This window comes from Pseudorhizobium endolithicum, assembly GCF_902153245.2.
Lineage (GTDB): Bacteria > Pseudomonadota > Alphaproteobacteria > Rhizobiales > Rhizobiaceae > Neorhizobium > Neorhizobium endolithicum.
The window spans coordinates 59,875-73,834 of record NZ_CABFWF030000008.1 but is presented as its reverse complement, the minus strand read 5'-3'; the positions used below and the strand labels follow the sequence as shown (position 1 = coordinate 73,834).

Below are 13,960 nucleotides of genomic sequence, written 5' to 3'. Positions count from 1 at the left end.
ATCCCGTCAGTTAAAGTTCGTCCTTCCCGAAAGATGGAGATAACGATGGCTGAGAGTGTGGGCAGTGTGAAGCCTATGGGGCAGACCGAGCAGGACCGGCAATCCGACCGGGTCGGTCTCGAAATCGCCAGCCTGCGGGCGGAGATCGCAAGCCTCAGGGATCGCCTTGCCGATCGGGCAGGCAGCGCCGCCAGCTATGTGCAGGGTGAAGCAAGTTCGGTCGCCGGAGCAATACGGGAGCATCCCGCCACGGCCACGACCCTTTTCACGCTCGTCGGCGCCATCGGTTTTGCAATCGGCTACCTCGTGGGCGTTCAATCGGCAGAAACCAAGACAGCCTGGTATCGCCGCTATTATTGAGCCGCGACGGCGCTCTCCGGATCCTGGCAGAGATCGACCCATTCGGCCTCTGTCAGTTCCGCCAGCCGTAGAGGGTTGATGCGGACCGCTGCGTTAGGCGCACCGGCGGCCGGGATGACGATATCGAAAATACGCAGCGAGACATCGCAAAGAACAGGAAGCGGTGCCCGCAGACCGAAGGGGCATACGCCGCCGACCGGATGACTCGTCATCTCCAGGACTTCCTCTGGCGCCACCATGCGCGGCTTGGTGCCGAACCGGTCCTTGAACTTCCGGTTGTCCAGTCGCGAGGTGCCGGCCATGACGACGAGCGCCACCATGTCCTTCACGCGTATGCAGATCGTCTTGGCGATCTGTTCAGGCGCCACGCCGTGGGCGGCGGCGGCCAGCGGAACAGTGGCTGAACTTGCTTCGGTCACTAGGACTTCGATATCGGGTGCGCGGGCGGCGAAGAATTCTTGTACGGAAGAAAGGCTCATGTCCAATGAGTACGGACTCTTCACCGGTACTGCAACCTGGAAGTCACCGGCGCGAGGCATGCGCCTCACGCAATGCTGCGCTGCAAACTTGCGGCTGTTTTTTGTGCGGCTCTGATGTATGATCCAAAACATCGAAGGACGCACTCCTCCTCCCAGCGTTCCTTCGATGGGACTGGCAACACCTCCTCCTCCCGGTTGCCAGTCAGTTTTGGAAACCCGGCGCTCCTCCTCCCGCGCCGGGTTTTCTGTTTTTCGGGATAGGCGGTGGCCTCTGCAAGGACTGAAATCCTTGACAGGAGCAGGCCTCACTTCTATCTCACAAGCATCGCTATTTGTTCGACAAGTCTGCTCTAAGCGCTCCGGCGTTCTCGACCATCTTTCCTTCAAATACGAGACTTCGCCGTTCCGGCCTGGCTGGAACATCGCCGCTATTTGCAAGAGAAAGGCATTCAATCATGGCAACCGGTACTGTTAAGTGGTTCAACGCGACCAAGGGCTATGGCTTCATCCAACCGGATGACGGCTCGGCCGACGTTTTCGTTCACATCTCGGCCGTCGAGCGCGCCGGTATGAACTCGCTCAACGATGGCCAGAAGCTGTCCTACGAGCTGGTGACCGACCGTCGTTCGGGCAAGGTCGCAGCAGACCAGCTGCAGGCCGCATAAATCGTCCCAAAAAGACGAACCAGAGGCCGGCTCGTCCGGCCTTTTTTATTTTAGCCCTTGCAAATGCAAGGGCTCGACCCCATCTGAGAGGTTAACGGCATTTCCGACGCAGTGAGCAAATGCGGGAGACCGCGCCACACCCGGTCGGGTGACATATTCGTGTTTTACGAGATGTTAACCAATCGAGGTGATGATGATCGCCAGAGCCGCCATTGGCATCGAGCCTGAGGCGGACGCGTCGGAAATGCCTGTCCCGATCGCCGGTGACCACGGATGTACTGGCACCATCAGATCGGGAGTGGAAAGGTCGGGTTCGTCCCGGCCTTTTTGTTTTTCAGGAGCAGCCGCGATGGCTGCTCCCTTCTCCATAAGCCTTATTTTGCTGCCAGCGCGTCCATGATCCGTATCCAGGACCGGATACCTTTGTGGAAGGACTTCAGGTCGTATTTTTCGTTCGGCGAATGGATACGGTCGTCGACCAGCCCGAAACCGACGAGCAGCGATTCCATGCCGAGCATCTTCTGGAAATCGCCGACGATCGGGATGGATCCCCCCATGCCGACGACCACCGCGGGCTTCTCCCATTCCTCCGAGAGGGCGTTCTTCGCCTTCGTCAGAACAGGCGAGTCGTAGGAGAGCTGGATTGCCGGTGAGCCACCATGCTCATGGAATTCCACCGAGCAGTCTGCCGGGGTTCTCGACCGGACATAATTGCGGAAGCTCTCGCGGATACTGGCCGGATCCTGCTGCCCGACGAGCCGGAAGGAGACCTTCGCGGATGCCCTGGCGGCGATCACCGTCTTGAAGCCTTCGCCGGTATAGCCGCCCCAGATGCCGTTGACCTCGCAGGTCGGCCGAGCCCAGGTGAGCTCGAGGACCGAGCGGCCTTTCTCTCCTGATGGTAAGGAAAGGCCAACTTCCCCAAGGAAGGTTTCAGCAGTTCGCCCGAGAGCCTCCCAACTGGCCTTTATGTTTGCCGGCGTCTCCTCCACCCCGTCATAGAACCCGGGGAGCGTCACCCGCCCCGTCTCATCCCTCAGGCCAGCTAGGATTTCGGTGAGGATATGGATGGGATTGGCGGCGGCACCTCCGAAGAGGCCCGAATGCAGGTCGCGATCTGCCGCCGAGATCGTGACTTCCTCTCCGACCAGGCCTCGCAGCGCGGCGGCGATCGCAGGCGTCTCGCTGTCCCACATGCTGGTATCGCAGACGAGGGCGTAGCTCGCCTTCAGTTCATCTGCATTGGCTTCAAGAAAAGGCTTGAGCGATGGCGAGCCGGACTCCTCCTCGCCCTCGAACAGGATCGTGATCCGCAGGGGAAGGGAGCCGTGAACCTCCTTGTAGGCACGGCAGGCTTCGACGAAGGTCATCAACTGTCCCTTGTCGTCGGCGGTGCCGCGGCCGGTGATGACCTTGCGCCCGTTGCCGGCATCCTTGATAGCCGGCGCGAACGGATCGTCCTCCCACAGTTCGACCGGATCCACCGGCTGAACGTCGTAATGGCCGTAGAACAGCACGTGCGGCGCGTCCGGCGTGGCGCCCGGATGATGGGCAACCACCATGGGATGTCCCGCCGTGTCGCGCACGGAAGCGTCGAAGCCGATATCCGCCAGGCAGTTCACGAGCCATTCCGCGGCCTTGCGGCAATCGGCCCTGTATGCCGGGTCGGTGGATATGGACCTGATCCGCACGAGGTCGAAGAGCCGGTCGAGGCTGTCGTCGATGTTCTGGTCGGCGCGGTCGAGGACGGAGGAAAGCTTGGTCATGGATATTCCTGTCTGCTGAAATCGGGGCGACTCTAGTGCAAAGCAGGGGCGGTTTCGAGACCCGAGGTGATGGAGGGTGTCAGAGCTTGCGCGCGTTCTCGATCACCATGCGCATGTATTCCATCATCAGTTCGCGTTCGAACTGGCGGAAACCATCGAAGAGGACGGCATCCGCTTCCGTGGCCGCGACCACCGCCCGGGGCTCGAGATCGCGGCCCAGTTCCGTCAGCAGGATGATCTGCGACCGGCGGTCCTGCGGATGCGGATTGCGGCGGATCAACCCGTCGCGCTCCATACGCGCAAGCGTGTTGGCAAGCGTCGCCTGCTCAACCTCCAACCGATCCAGAAGCTGTTTCTGTGTCAGTCCGTCTTCCTGCCAGAGTTCGAGGAGGACGGGGAATTGGCCAGGGGAGAAGCCGAGGGCGGTCGCCCGTCGTTGCAGGGAACGTGCGAATCCCTTGGCAAGCTGTCCGGCAAGATAGGTTGCGGAATGCGAGCGGTCATAGGCCATGGTTGTCAGTCGCCCGTCCCTTACAGGAATTGGAACGATATATGGCAGCCTTTGCTTTCGCCAAGCCTGCGGGTCCGAGGGGAAGGGCAAATGAAAATCGCCACGGCCGGGAGGGGATCGGCCGTGGCGATTCGATAGATGGACAAAGGCCCGGAGAGGGGATAAGGCCTTTGCCCGGTCCGGCGCGGCGGGGGACGAGCCAGCTGCCGGACTGCGGCGTGATCAGGCGCCGGTAACGCTGAGATGAGAAGCCGAATCGGGCTTTTCAAGGGATGACATATTACAAATCGGTAACGTTCGGGTGATGTCTTCGGGTGCAGCCACTCCCCTGAACTTTTCATGGACGGGGCAGGTGCCCCACGCTATTCCATAGCCATGAAAAAAGGCGATCACCTCTTCCTTGTCGATGGCTCGGGCTTCATCTTCCGGGCGTTCCACGCCCTGCCTCCTTTGACCCGAAAGTCCGACGGCCTGCCTGTCGGCGCGGTCTCCGGCTTCTGCAACATGCTATGGAAGCTCCTGACCGATGCGCGAGACACGTCGGTTGGGGTAACGCCCACGCATTTTGCGGTGATCTTCGACTACTCCGCCAAGACGTTCCGCAAGGACCTCTACAATGCCTACAAGGCGAACCGGTCGGAGCCGCCGGAGGACCTGGTTCCCCAGTTCGGCCTGATCCGTGAAGCAACGCGAGCATTCAACCTGCCTTGCATCGAGACCGAAGGCTACGAGGCCGACGACATCATCGCCACCTATGCGAGGCAGGCGGAGGCGATCGGCGCCGACGTCACCATCATCTCGTCCGACAAGGACCTGATGCAACTCGTGACCCCCAATGTCCACATGTACGACAGCATGAAGGACAAGCAGATCGGCATCCCCGAAGTGATCGAGAAGTGGGGCGTTCCGCCGGAAAAGATGATCGACCTGCAGGCCATGGTCGGCGATTCCGTCGACAACGTGCCGGGCATCCCCGGCATCGGCCCGAAGACCGCGGCACAGCTGCTCGAGGAATTCGGCGACCTCGACACATTGCTGGCCCGTGCCAATGAGATCAAGCAGGTGAAACGGCGCGAGAACATCATTGCGAATGCCGAGCTTGCACGCCTGTCGCGTCGGCTGGTGCAACTGAGGACGGATGCTCCACTCGACATGCCGCTGGACGCTCTGGTTCTCGAGCCGCAGGATGGACCGAAGCTGATCGCCTTCCTGAAAGCCATGGAATTCGGGACGCTGACCCGCCGTGTTGCTGAAGCCTGTGACTGCGATGCCGGCGCGATCGAGCCGGCCCAGGTGAAGGTGGAATGGGGGCCTGCGGCACGCGGACCGGATCTTGACGCAGGTGCCAGTGCCGCTGCGCCTGTCCGCGCGGCGAACGGAACCGGTGCTGCAGACATCTATGGCGACAATAGGCCGGCGGAGCTCGCCAAGGCGAGGGCTGAAGCCTTCGCCACCGCCAGGATAGACAAGAGCTGCTACGTGACCATCGACGACGTCGAGGACCTCGACGACTGGATCCGAGCAGCGCGGGAAACGGGTATCGTCGCGTTCGAGGCCGAGGGGACCTCCATCGATCCCATGCTGTCGGAGATCGTCGGTATTTCGCTCGCGCTTGCCGACAACACGCACAATCCTTCCGGCCTCGATGTCCGCGCCGCCTATGTTCCCCTCGGGCACAAGACCGGCAGCGACGACCTGCTTGGCAACGGGCGGGCGGACAACCAACTGACGGCGGGGGAAGTCCTGGGACGGTTGAAGCCGTTGTTGGAGGATACTTCGGTCCTGAAGGTCGGGCATAACCTTAAATATGCCTATCTGCTCCTCAAGCGGTACGAGATCGAAATCAAGGCCTATGACGACGTGATGCTGATGTCCTACGTCCTGGAGGCGGGGAAGGGCGGTCACAGCCTGGATTCGCTCTCCGACCGCTGGCTCGGCCATATGCCCGCATCCTTCAAGGATGTCGCGGGGACTGGCAAGTCGAGCGTGAGCTTCGACATGGTCGAAATCGACCGCGCCACCGTCTATGCCGCCGAGAAGGCAGATCTCGCCCTCCGGCTTGCGATGGTCCTGAAGCCGTGGCTGACGGCCGAGCACCTGACGCGGGTTTATGAACGGCTGGAGCGGCCGCTGGTCTGCACCCTCGCCCGGATGGAGGAGCGCGGCATCACCGTGGACCGGCAGATACTGTCGCGGCTCTCGGGCGAACTGGCGCAGAAGGCCGCTGCCATCGAGGACGAGATCTACCGGATCGCCGGCGAGCGCTTCACGATCGGCTCCCCGAAGCAGCTCGGCGATATCCTGTTCGGCAAGATGGGCCTGCCCGGCGGGGCAAAAACCAAGACGGGGCAGTGGTCGACATCCGCGCAGGTACTGGAAGATCTTGCGGCTTCAGGTCACGAGTTCCCCAGAAAAATCGTCGACTGGCGGCAGCTGACCAAGCTGAAGTCGACCTATACGGATGCATTGCCTGGATACATCCACCCGCAGACCCGGCGGGTGCACACCTCCTATTCCCTGGCATCGACCACCACCGGCCGTCTTTCCTCGGTCGAGCCGAACCTGCAGAATATTCCGATCCGTACCGCCGAAGGCCGCAAGATTCGCACCGCCTTCATCTCAACGCCCGGCAATAAGCTGGTCTCGGCCGACTACAGCCAGATCGAGCTGCGGGTACTCGCCCACGTGGCCGATATCCCGCAGTTGCGCCAGGCCTTCGCCGACGGCATCGACATCCACGCAATGACGGCCTCGGAAATGTTCGGCGTGCCGGTGGAGGGCATGCCGAGCGAGATCCGTCGCCGGGCCAAGGCGATCAACTTTGGCATCATCTATGGCATCTCGGCCTTCGGCCTCGCCAATCAGCTCTCCATTGAGCGATCGGAGGCGAGCGAGTACATCAAGAAGTATTTCGAACGTTTCCCCGGCATCCGCGACTACATGGACAGCACGAAGGAGTTCGCCCGCGAGCACGGCTATGTCGAGACCATCTTCGGTCGGCGCGCTTACTATCCTGATATCCGTTCGTCTAACCCGCAGGTCCGCTCCTTCAACGAGCGTGCGGCGATCAACGCCCCGATCCAGGGTTCGGCGGCCGATATAATCCGCCGAGCGATGGTAAGGATGGAGCCGGCGCTTCAGGCGGCGAAGCTGTCCGCGCGCATGCTCCTGCAGGTGCATGACGAACTGATCTTCGAAGTCGAGGACGGTGAGATCGACAAGACCCTGCCGGTGATCATAACGACGATGGAGCAGGCGGCCATGCCGGCGATCGCGATGAAGGTTCCGTTGAAGGTCGATGCACGCGCCGCTGCCAACTGGGATGAAGCGCACTGACCGCTACCGGTCCGCGGAAACCGGAAGGTATCGCTTCAGCACAGCGACCATCGCTTCGCCGGCTTCGTCCAGCGAGCCGCTGTTGTCGATCGTGACCAGCTCGAAGTCACCGGAGATGCCCGGCGAGGCGCGTTGCAGCCGCCTGAGGATCTCCTCCCGCGTCTCGCGTCCGCGGCCTTCCAGCCTTGCTGCGAGCACTTCCGGCCTGGCCGTGACGTTGATGACCACCATCGACGGGAAGGCAGCCCGGAAATGGGGCAGTGCCGAGCGCGAGCCGTTCGCGATCGCCACTCGGCCGGCGATGATGTGTTGCAGTGTTTCGGCGGGAATCCCGTAGCGGAGGCCGTGGGCGTTCCAGGAGACGGCAAAGCCGCCTGCCTTAGCCATATCCTCGAATATTTCTTCGGTAACCGCCTCGTGATCCTCTCCGCCCGCGTCACCGTCGCGGGTGATGACGCGCCGGACGAAGACCAGATCGGGCGAGCCGCTTAGCCGGCGGGCGGCAAAGTCCATCAACGTGTCCTTGCCCGCACCGCTCGGGCCGACGACCACCACCAGGCGGCCCCTGCTGCCGTGCGCGGCTGTCGCAGCCTGACCCATCACGCCACCCGTCGTCCTTCCCGCCATGTAGCCCGTGCTACTGGGACGCCCTGGTCCCGCTTCACGCGCACGAGATCGGCACGCAGCCCCGGCGCGATCCGGCCGCGGTCGTCGAGCCCGACGGTCCGCGCCGGCGTCGAGGTGACCATGGCGATCGCCTTCGGCAGCGAAATGCCGTCCAGATCGTCGGCGAGCACGAAGGGGGCGTGCAGCAGGCTGAGCGGCACGTAATCGGATGAGAGCACGTCGAGCACGCCGCGTTCGGCGAGTTCGCGCGCGGCGATGTTGCCGGAATGGGATTTGCCGCGCACGATGTTCGGCGCGCCCATCAGCACGCTCATTCCGGCCTTGTGGGAGGCTTCTGCCGCGTCGAAGCTGGTCGGGAATTCCGCCAGGCGAACGCCGTGCCCGATGGCCTCGTCGACATGGTCCAGCGTCGCATCATCATGGCTGGCAACCGTGATCCCGCGTTCCGCGCAGATGCGCGCAAGCTCGTCGCGATGAATGGCTGAGTACTTGGCCGAGGCCGCTTGGCGCCGTGCCACGAAGTGAGCAAAGGCCTCGTCGCTCAAGCCCCGCTTCTCCTTGTAGTAAAGGACATACTGGTCCATCGACTGGAACTGCCGCTGGCCCGGCGCATGGTCCATCAGGGAGACGAGGCGGACATAGGGATCGTGCTCGAAGTCAGCGAAATGTTCGAGTACGTTGTCGGATGAAACCTCGCAGCGGAGGTGGAAGAAGTGCTCCGCCCGTAGCCGCCCGTCGGCCTGGGCCGCCTGGATAGCATCGGCAAGGCTGCGCATCTCGCCCTTGTCAAAACCGCCGTCCTCGTCCGCACCCATCCGCAGGCAGTCGAAGACCGTCGTGATCCCGGAGGTCGCGACCTGCGCGTCATGCGCCTGGATGGCCGCCGTCGTGTTCCAGCGGACCCCGGGGCGCGGCGAATAATGCTGCTCCAGGTGGTCCGTATGCAGCTCGATCAAGCCCGGAATGAGATAATCGCCTTCCAGGTCCTCGCCGGACCGGGCGGTTCCTTCTGAGATGTCTGCGATCCTGTCGTCCCGGATCAGCACCGAGCCGGATACGATCGCGTCATCGATGATGATGCGGGCATTGGAGAGAACGGTTTCGCGACTCATGGGAAGGTCTTCCTGTTGGCGTTCTCGCGGCCAAGCGGCCGCCAGCGATGGATGGTGAAGGGCTCGCCGCGGCTGCGCTCGACGAAGAGCGCCAACCCGTCCAGCGTCAACGGCACGTTCGTGCAGGAGGAAAACCGTTGTTGCAGCTCCTCCTCGACACTCGGCGCGAGTGCGGGATCGACGGGGCCGGTCAACGTCATGTGGAAGCGGAATTCCTCCATCACATAGGGGTAGCCCCAGGTCATCAGATGAGCGCGCTGCGCTGCCGTCAGCCGCTCCGGCTTGCGGCGCGCCATGTCGGCATCGGAAAGAGGCGCCCTGAACGGCTCGAAGTCCCGCACGACGGAGGCAGCGAAAGCCTGCAGGGGTGGATGAAGCGCATGCGGGACGAGGGCAAAGAACGGACCGAGCTGACCGATCACGACCCGCGGGATTTCAAGAACCTCCGCCGAGGCAGCGAAACGGTCGAAGGCGTCGATAAGCTCTGCCTCCGTCCGGCCCTCGCGCAGCTCGAACGGCGCCTTCAACGTCGCGTGGAACCCGTAGCGCCTCGGCTCGGCGACAAGCTCCCGCCATTGCCCCGCGGACAGAGAAAGCGAGGCGGGAACATCGCGCGTCTCCCCTGCAAAGGCATCGCGTCCCAGCCATTCGCTGGCGGTGGAGGTCAACGGATCATAGGGGGCGGGAGAGAAATAAATGGCGTAACGCACGTCAGGTCCGTGTTTCAGGGGTTGTCCGGGAGGTGGAGGCAGGCTCGTTCGGCAGACGGGCCCCTGCGCTAAGGGATTTCCGTGACAGAATGATGATGGATTGCCTGCCGTCCAGCCGTTCCTCGCCGTCATGCTGCACGCTCCCGACTGCCGTGGCGGTCAAGGAATTCCTCCGCCGTCAAGCTGCGGAAGTCATCGAGTGCGGCGCGAAGTGTCCCATGATCCCACTCCCACCAGGCGAGCTCGTCCATCCGCTCGCCGACGTCTTTCGTGAAGCGCTCGCGGATGAGCTTGGCGGGGACGCCGCCGACGATGGCGTAGGGGGCGACATCCTTTGAGACGACCGCGCCGGCACCGATGACCGCGCCGTTGCCCACGGTCACGCCGGGCAGAATGGTCGCGCCGTGGCCGATCCACACGTCGTGGCCGATCGTGACCCGATGGTCGCGGCGCCACTCGAAGAATCCCTCCTCGTTGTCCGCATCGTCCCAGTAGTTCGCGGCGCGATAGGTGAAATGGTGGAGCGTCGCCCGCCATGTGGGGTGGTTGGTGGCGTTGATGCGGACGGAGGCGGCTATGTTGACGAACTTGCCGATCGTAGCGCACCAGACGGCTCCGTCCTGCATGATGTAGGAATAGTCGCCGATCTCCGCCTCGTCGATCCGGCAGCGCTCGGCGACTTCCGTGTAGCGCCCGAGAACCGAGTTCCTGACGCTGGCGCTCGGATGGACCGATGGCTCGATCCCGACCTTGACGCTCATGCGGCAGCCTTTCGCGGCGAGAACTGCATGACATCCAGAACGCGGTCGGCAACCGCTTCGCGCACCTCTTCGTCGTGGAAGATACCGAGGAGCGCCACGCCGTTCCGCTTCTTCTCCGTGATCATCTCGATGACGACACGGCGGTTGCGCGCGTCGAGGGAGGCCGTCGGTTCGTCGAGCAGGAGGATGCTGTGGTCCGTGATAAAGCCGCGCGCAATATTGACCCGCTGCTGCTCGCCGCCGGAGAAGGTCGCCGGCGGCAGACCCCATAGCTCCCTCGGCAGGTTGAGCTGGGACAGCAGCGCCGAGGCTTCTTCTCTCGCTTCGCCGGTCTCGAGCCCTCGGGCGAGCAGCGGTTCGGCGACGACGTCGAGGGTGCAAACGCGTGGCACGGTGCGGAGAAACTGGCTGACATAGCCCATGGTGTGGCGGCGGACATCCAGAACCGTGCGCGGATCGGCATTGGCGATGTTGACGATCTTGTCGCGGTGGGCGACCAGGATCTGACCGGCATCGACGGCGTAATTGCCGTAGAGCATCTTGAGGATCGAGCTCTTGCCGATGCCCGACGGCCCGCCCAGCACCACGCATTCGCCGCTGGCGACGGAGAAGTTCACATCGTTGACGACCGGCAGCCGGATGCCTTCGCGCAAATGCATGATGAAGCTCTTGAAGACTTCCGCAACGACGAGGGGAGTGGCCATGGTGCTCTCCTATACCTGCAGGATGGATGACACGAGGAGCTGTGTATAGGGCTCGCGCGGATCGTCGAGCACCCGGTCCGTGAGGCCGTGCTCGATCACATGACCGTCCTTCATCACCATCATCCGGTGCGACAGGAGCCGTGCGACGGCGAGGTCGTGGGTAACGATGATGGCGGCAAGGCCGAGGTCGTTGACGAGGCCGCGGACGAGATCGAGCAGGCGTGCCTGCACGGAGACGTCGAGACCGCCGGTGGGCTCGTCCATGAAGACGAGGCGGGGGCCCGTTACCAGGTTGCGGGCGATCTGCAGCCGTTGCCGCATTCCGCCCGAGAATGCGCGCGGCGCATCGTCTATGCGATCCGTGCCGATCTCGACCCGTGTCAGCCAGTCTATGGCGGTGGAGCGTATGTTGCCGTAGTGGCGGTTTCCGACCGCCATCAGCCGCTCCCCGACATTGGCGCCCGCCGAAACGGTCATCCGCAACCCATCGGCCGGGTTCTGGTGCACGAAGCCCCAGTCGGTGCGCATCAGGAAGCGGCGCTCGGCTTCGCTCATGTGGTAGAGGTCACGGATGCTGCCGTCGCGCATGGCATATTCCACGCTGCCGGTCGTCGGCAGAAGACGGGTGGAGATGCAGTTCAGAAGCGTTGTCTTGCCGGAGCCGGATTCTCCGACGATCGCCAGCACCTCTCCCGGCCAAAGCTCGAAGGAGACCTCCTTGCAGCCGATGCGCTGGCCGTAGAACTTCGACACGGCGTTGACCTTGAGAAGCGGTGCCTCGCTCATTCCGCGGCCTCCTGGCGTGCGAGCAGTTCCCCGGCATGCCCCTGCTCGCGCCGTTCCTCGCAATGGTCGGTGTCGGAGCAGACGAACATGCGGCCGCCCTTGTCGTCGAGGATTACCTCGTCGAGATAGACGTTCTCCGCGCCGCACAGCGCGCAAGGCTTGTCGAAGCGCTGGATCTCGAAGGGATGATCGTCGAAATCGAGGCTGACCACTTCGGTGTGGGGAGGGATGGCGTAGATGCGCTTTTCGCGGCCGGCACCGAACAGCTGCAGGGCGTCGGACATGTGCATCTTCGGATTGTCGAACTTCGGCGTCGGCGAGGGGTCCATCACATAGCGGCCCGCGACCTTCACCGGATAGGCGTAGGTCTTCGAGATCCGGCCGTTGTGCGCGATGTCCTCGTACAGCTTCACGTGCATGAGGCCGTATTCCTCCAGTGCGTGCATCTTGCGCGTCTCCGTCTCCCGAGGTTCGAGGAAGCGCAGGGGCTCCGGGATCGGCACCTGGTAGACCAGTACCTGGCCCTCGGAGAGCGTCTGCTCCGGTATCCGGTGACGCGTCTGGATGATGGTCGCGTCCTTGGTATGCGTCGTCACTGCGACATTCGCCACCTTCTGGAAGAAGGCGCGGATGGAGACCGCGTTGGTCGTGTCGTCGGCGCCCTGGTCGATCACCTTGAGCACGTCGTCAGGGCCGAGGATCGACGCGGTAACCTGTACGCCGCCCGTTCCCCAGCCATAGGGCATCGGCATTTCGCGGGAGGCGAATGGCACCTGATAGCCGGGAATGGCGATCGCCTTCAGGATCGCGCGGCGGATCATCCGCTTCGTCTGTTCGTCGAGATAGGCGAAGTTGTATTCCGCCAGTCCACCGTCGAAGGGAACCTCAAGGGACATGGCGTGTTACTCCCGTACAAACGGAGATGATTGTCATGGATACTGGCCTTCTGATCACGATGTTCTTTTCGGTATTTGCAGCTACCGGCATTTGCTGTGCCTATTGGTACGGCGAAACCGGCCGCGACTGATCGCGCCTATTCCGCAGCCTCGCTCACGGGGCCGTTGCTTTCTCCCGCTGTCGCCCCAATGTCGGCACGCATCTTTCTCACCAGTGCAAGCTCGGCCTGGAAATCAACGTAATGCGGCAGCTTGAGATGCTCGACGAAGCCTGTCGCCTGCACGTTGTCGGCGTGCGAGATAACGAATTCCTCGTCCTGCGCGGGTGCGGTGACATCTTCGCCTAGCTCTTCCGCTCTCAGTGCCCGGTCAACCAGCGACATGCTCATCGCCTTGCGTTCGCTCTGGCCGAACACCAGGCCATAGCCGCGTGTGAATTGCGGCGGCGCCTTTGCCGATCCCTTGAACTGGTTGACCATCTGGCACTCCGTCACCTGAATGCGGCCGAGCGAGACCGCAAATCCCAGTTCCGGCAGGTCCAGTTCGACATCGACCTCGCCGATGCGGATTTCCCCCACGAAGGGATGGTTGCGGCCGTAGCCGCGCTGCGTCGAGTAGCCGAGCGCGAGCAGGAAGCCTTCGTCGCCGCGCGCGAGCGCCTGCAGGCGAAGATCGCGTCCCATGGGAAACTCCATCGGTTCGCGCGTCAGGTCTCCCGGCGGCTGATCCTCGGGCAGCATGCCGTCGTGCTCGATCAGCCCCTCGCCTGCGAGGATGTCGGATACGCGCGTCGTCGCGCCTGCCAGCGGTTCCTTCCGCAGCGGCTCGTCCACACCCTCGTCCGCGAGAAGCGAGGGGTCCAGCAGGCGGTGGGTGTAGTCGAATGTCGGTCCCAGCACCTGGCCTCCCGGCAGGTCCTTGTAGGTGGCGGAGATGCGCCGCTCGATCTTCATCTGCGCCGTGTCTACGGGAGCGGAGGTGCCGAGGCGCGGCAAGGTCGTCCTGTAAGCGCGCAGCAGGAAGATCGCTTCTATAAGGTCGCCGCGTGACTGACGTATCGCGAGTGCCGCAAGCGTACGGTCGTAAAGCGATGCCTCGGCCATGACCCGGTCGACCGCCAGCGCGAGCTGCTCGGCGATCTGTTCTATGGTGAGCGAGGGAAGCGAGCGGTCGCCGCGGCGACGATCGGCGAGCAGGCGGTGGGCGGCATCGATGGCGGTCTCGCCCCCCTTCACGGCTACGTACAT

General features: G+C 63.1%; 16 protein-coding genes. 3 read left to right on the top strand and 13 right to left on the bottom strand.

What is annotated here, in order from left to right; genetic code table 11:
* Window positions 1–45 precede the first annotated feature (45 nt).
* The gene (locus RTCK_RS05020; protein WP_142591991.1) at window positions 46–360 is read left to right on the top strand and encodes a hypothetical protein; all 315 of its coding nucleotides are present in this window, start codon (window positions 46–48) and stop codon (window positions 358–360) included.
* On the opposite strand, the gene RTCK_RS05015 is transcribed toward RTCK_RS05020, so the two are convergent.
* Window positions 354–839 carry a YbaK/EbsC family protein gene (locus tag RTCK_RS05015; protein WP_142591990.1) on the bottom strand — a complete coding sequence of 162 codons (486 nt, stop codon included), beginning with the start codon at window positions 837–839 and terminating at the stop codon, window positions 354–356. The two genes, RTCK_RS05020 and RTCK_RS05015, sit on opposite strands and share 7 nt — an antisense overlap.
* A 455-nt stretch (window positions 840–1,294) precedes the next feature.
* Here RTCK_RS05015 and RTCK_RS05010 point away from each other — a divergent pair, with 455 nt between their 5' ends.
* Window positions 1,295–1,504, top strand: a complete 210-nt coding sequence (locus RTCK_RS05010) for a cold-shock protein (protein ID WP_142522210.1) — start codon at window positions 1,295–1,297, stop codon at window positions 1,502–1,504.
* 174 nt (window positions 1,505–1,678) lie between these two features.
* Here RTCK_RS05010 and RTCK_RS05005 read toward each other — a convergent pair whose 3' ends face one another.
* The 4 genes from RTCK_RS05005 to RTCK_RS04990 all read right to left on the bottom strand — a co-directional run bounded on the left by RTCK_RS05005 (window position 1,679) and on the right by RTCK_RS04990 (window position 4,219).
* On the bottom strand, window positions 1,679–1,873 hold the full coding sequence (locus RTCK_RS05005) for a hypothetical protein (RefSeq protein WP_142591989.1): 195 nt from the start codon (window positions 1,871–1,873) through the stop codon (window positions 1,679–1,681).
* A gap of 5 nt (window positions 1,874–1,878) precedes the next feature.
* Window positions 1,879–3,270 (bottom strand): dipeptidase, encoded by a 1,392-nt coding sequence (locus RTCK_RS05000; RefSeq protein ID WP_142591988.1) that lies wholly within the window; start codon window positions 3,268–3,270, stop codon window positions 1,879–1,881.
* A 79-nt stretch (window positions 3,271–3,349) separates the two neighbouring features.
* Window positions 3,350–3,781, bottom strand: a complete 432-nt coding sequence (locus RTCK_RS04995; protein ID WP_142591987.1) for a MarR family winged helix-turn-helix transcriptional regulator — start codon at window positions 3,779–3,781, stop codon at window positions 3,350–3,352.
* A gap of 222 nt (window positions 3,782–4,003) precedes the next feature.
* Window positions 4,004–4,219, bottom strand: a complete 216-nt coding sequence (locus RTCK_RS04990) for a hypothetical protein (protein WP_185927929.1) — start codon at window positions 4,217–4,219, stop codon at window positions 4,004–4,006.
* Here RTCK_RS04990 and polA point away from each other — a divergent pair.
* On the top strand, window positions 4,157–7,117 hold the full coding sequence (gene polA, locus RTCK_RS04985) for a DNA polymerase I (protein WP_142591986.1): 2,961 nt from the start codon (window positions 4,157–4,159) through the stop codon (window positions 7,115–7,117). The genes RTCK_RS04990 and polA overlap by 63 nt on opposite strands.
* Before the next feature lie 3 nt (window positions 7,118–7,120).
* Here the strand turns inward: polA and phnN are convergent, their stop codons facing one another.
* The 8 genes from phnN to RTCK_RS04945 form a co-directional block, all read right to left on the bottom strand.
* Window positions 7,121–7,717, bottom strand: a complete 597-nt coding sequence (phnN, locus tag RTCK_RS04980) for a phosphonate metabolism protein/1,5-bisphosphokinase (PRPP-forming) PhnN (protein ID WP_142592114.1) — start codon at window positions 7,715–7,717, stop codon at window positions 7,121–7,123.
* A complete protein-coding gene (locus RTCK_RS04975; RefSeq protein ID WP_142522206.1) occupies window positions 7,717–8,856 on the bottom strand; it encodes an alpha-D-ribose 1-methylphosphonate 5-triphosphate diphosphatase in 1,140 nt (379 codons plus the stop codon). Before RTCK_RS04975 ends, phnN begins: the two co-directional genes overlap by 1 nt.
* Window positions 8,853–9,566, bottom strand: a complete 714-nt coding sequence (locus tag RTCK_RS04970; protein WP_142591985.1) for a DUF1045 domain-containing protein — start codon at window positions 9,564–9,566, stop codon at window positions 8,853–8,855. The genes RTCK_RS04975 and RTCK_RS04970 overlap by 4 nt, the downstream gene beginning before the upstream one ends.
* Before the next feature lie 128 nt (window positions 9,567–9,694).
* Window positions 9,695–10,327: a DapH/DapD/GlmU-related protein gene (locus tag RTCK_RS04965; RefSeq protein WP_142591984.1), complete on the bottom strand. Its 633-nt coding sequence runs from the start codon at window positions 10,325–10,327 to the stop codon at window positions 9,695–9,697.
* Window positions 10,324–11,031: a phosphonate C-P lyase system protein PhnL gene (phnL, locus tag RTCK_RS04960; RefSeq protein WP_142591983.1), complete on the bottom strand. Its 708-nt coding sequence runs from the start codon at window positions 11,029–11,031 to the stop codon at window positions 10,324–10,326. Before phnL ends, RTCK_RS04965 begins: the two co-directional genes overlap by 4 nt.
* Window positions 11,032–11,040: 9 nt before the next feature.
* Entirely contained in the window at window positions 11,041–11,817 is a 777-nt protein-coding gene (phnK, locus tag RTCK_RS04955) for a phosphonate C-P lyase system protein PhnK (protein WP_142591982.1), read from the bottom strand.
* Window positions 11,814–12,713 (bottom strand): alpha-D-ribose 1-methylphosphonate 5-phosphate C-P-lyase PhnJ, encoded by a 900-nt coding sequence (locus tag RTCK_RS04950; protein WP_142591981.1) that lies wholly within the window; start codon window positions 12,711–12,713, stop codon window positions 11,814–11,816. Before RTCK_RS04950 ends, phnK begins: the two co-directional genes overlap by 4 nt.
* 137 nt (window positions 12,714–12,850) lie before the next feature.
* The gene (locus RTCK_RS04945) at window positions 12,851–13,960 is read right to left on the bottom strand and encodes a carbon-phosphorus lyase complex subunit PhnI (protein WP_142522200.1); all 1,110 of its coding nucleotides are present in this window, start codon (window positions 13,958–13,960) and stop codon (window positions 12,851–12,853) included.

What these genes read in the sequence shown, in the direction of transcription:
- RTCK_RS05020 (WP_142591991.1), top strand. Translation starts at nt 46, where the DNA reads ATGGCTGAGAGTGTGGGCAGTGTGAAGCCTATGGGGCAGACCGAGCAG.
- RTCK_RS05015 (WP_142591990.1), bottom strand. Translation starts at nt 839, where the DNA reads ATGAGCCTTTCTTCCGTACAAGAATTCTTCGCCGCCCGCGCACCCGAT.
- RTCK_RS05010 (WP_142522210.1), top strand. Translation starts at nt 1,295, where the DNA reads ATGGCAACCGGTACTGTTAAGTGGTTCAACGCGACCAAGGGCTATGGC.
- RTCK_RS05005 (WP_142591989.1), bottom strand. Translation starts at nt 1,873, where the DNA reads ATGGAGAAGGGAGCAGCCATCGCGGCTGCTCCTGAAAAACAAAAAGGC.
- RTCK_RS05000 (WP_142591988.1), bottom strand. Translation starts at nt 3,270, where the DNA reads ATGACCAAGCTTTCCTCCGTCCTCGACCGCGCCGACCAGAACATCGAC.
- RTCK_RS04995 (WP_142591987.1), bottom strand. Translation starts at nt 3,781, where the DNA reads ATGGCCTATGACCGCTCGCATTCCGCAACCTATCTTGCCGGACAGCTT.
- polA (WP_142591986.1), top strand. Translation starts at nt 4,157, where the DNA reads ATGAAAAAAGGCGATCACCTCTTCCTTGTCGATGGCTCGGGCTTCATC.
- phnN (WP_142592114.1), bottom strand. Translation starts at nt 7,717, where the DNA reads ATGGGTCAGGCTGCGACAGCCGCGCACGGCAGCAGGGGCCGCCTGGTG.
- RTCK_RS04975 (WP_142522206.1), bottom strand. Translation starts at nt 8,856, where the DNA reads ATGAGTCGCGAAACCGTTCTCTCCAATGCCCGCATCATCATCGATGAC.
- RTCK_RS04965 (WP_142591984.1), bottom strand. Translation starts at nt 10,327, where the DNA reads ATGAGCGTCAAGGTCGGGATCGAGCCATCGGTCCATCCGAGCGCCAGC.
- phnL (WP_142591983.1), bottom strand. Translation starts at nt 11,031, where the DNA reads ATGGCCACTCCCCTCGTCGTTGCGGAAGTCTTCAAGAGCTTCATCATG.
- phnK (WP_142591982.1), bottom strand. Translation starts at nt 11,817, where the DNA reads ATGAGCGAGGCACCGCTTCTCAAGGTCAACGCCGTGTCGAAGTTCTAC.
- RTCK_RS04950 (WP_142591981.1), bottom strand. Translation starts at nt 12,713, where the DNA reads ATGTCCCTTGAGGTTCCCTTCGACGGTGGACTGGCGGAATACAACTTC.
- RTCK_RS04945 (WP_142522200.1), bottom strand. Translation starts at nt 13,960, where the DNA reads ATGTACGTAGCCGTGAAGGGGGGCGAGACCGCCATCGATGCCGCCCAC.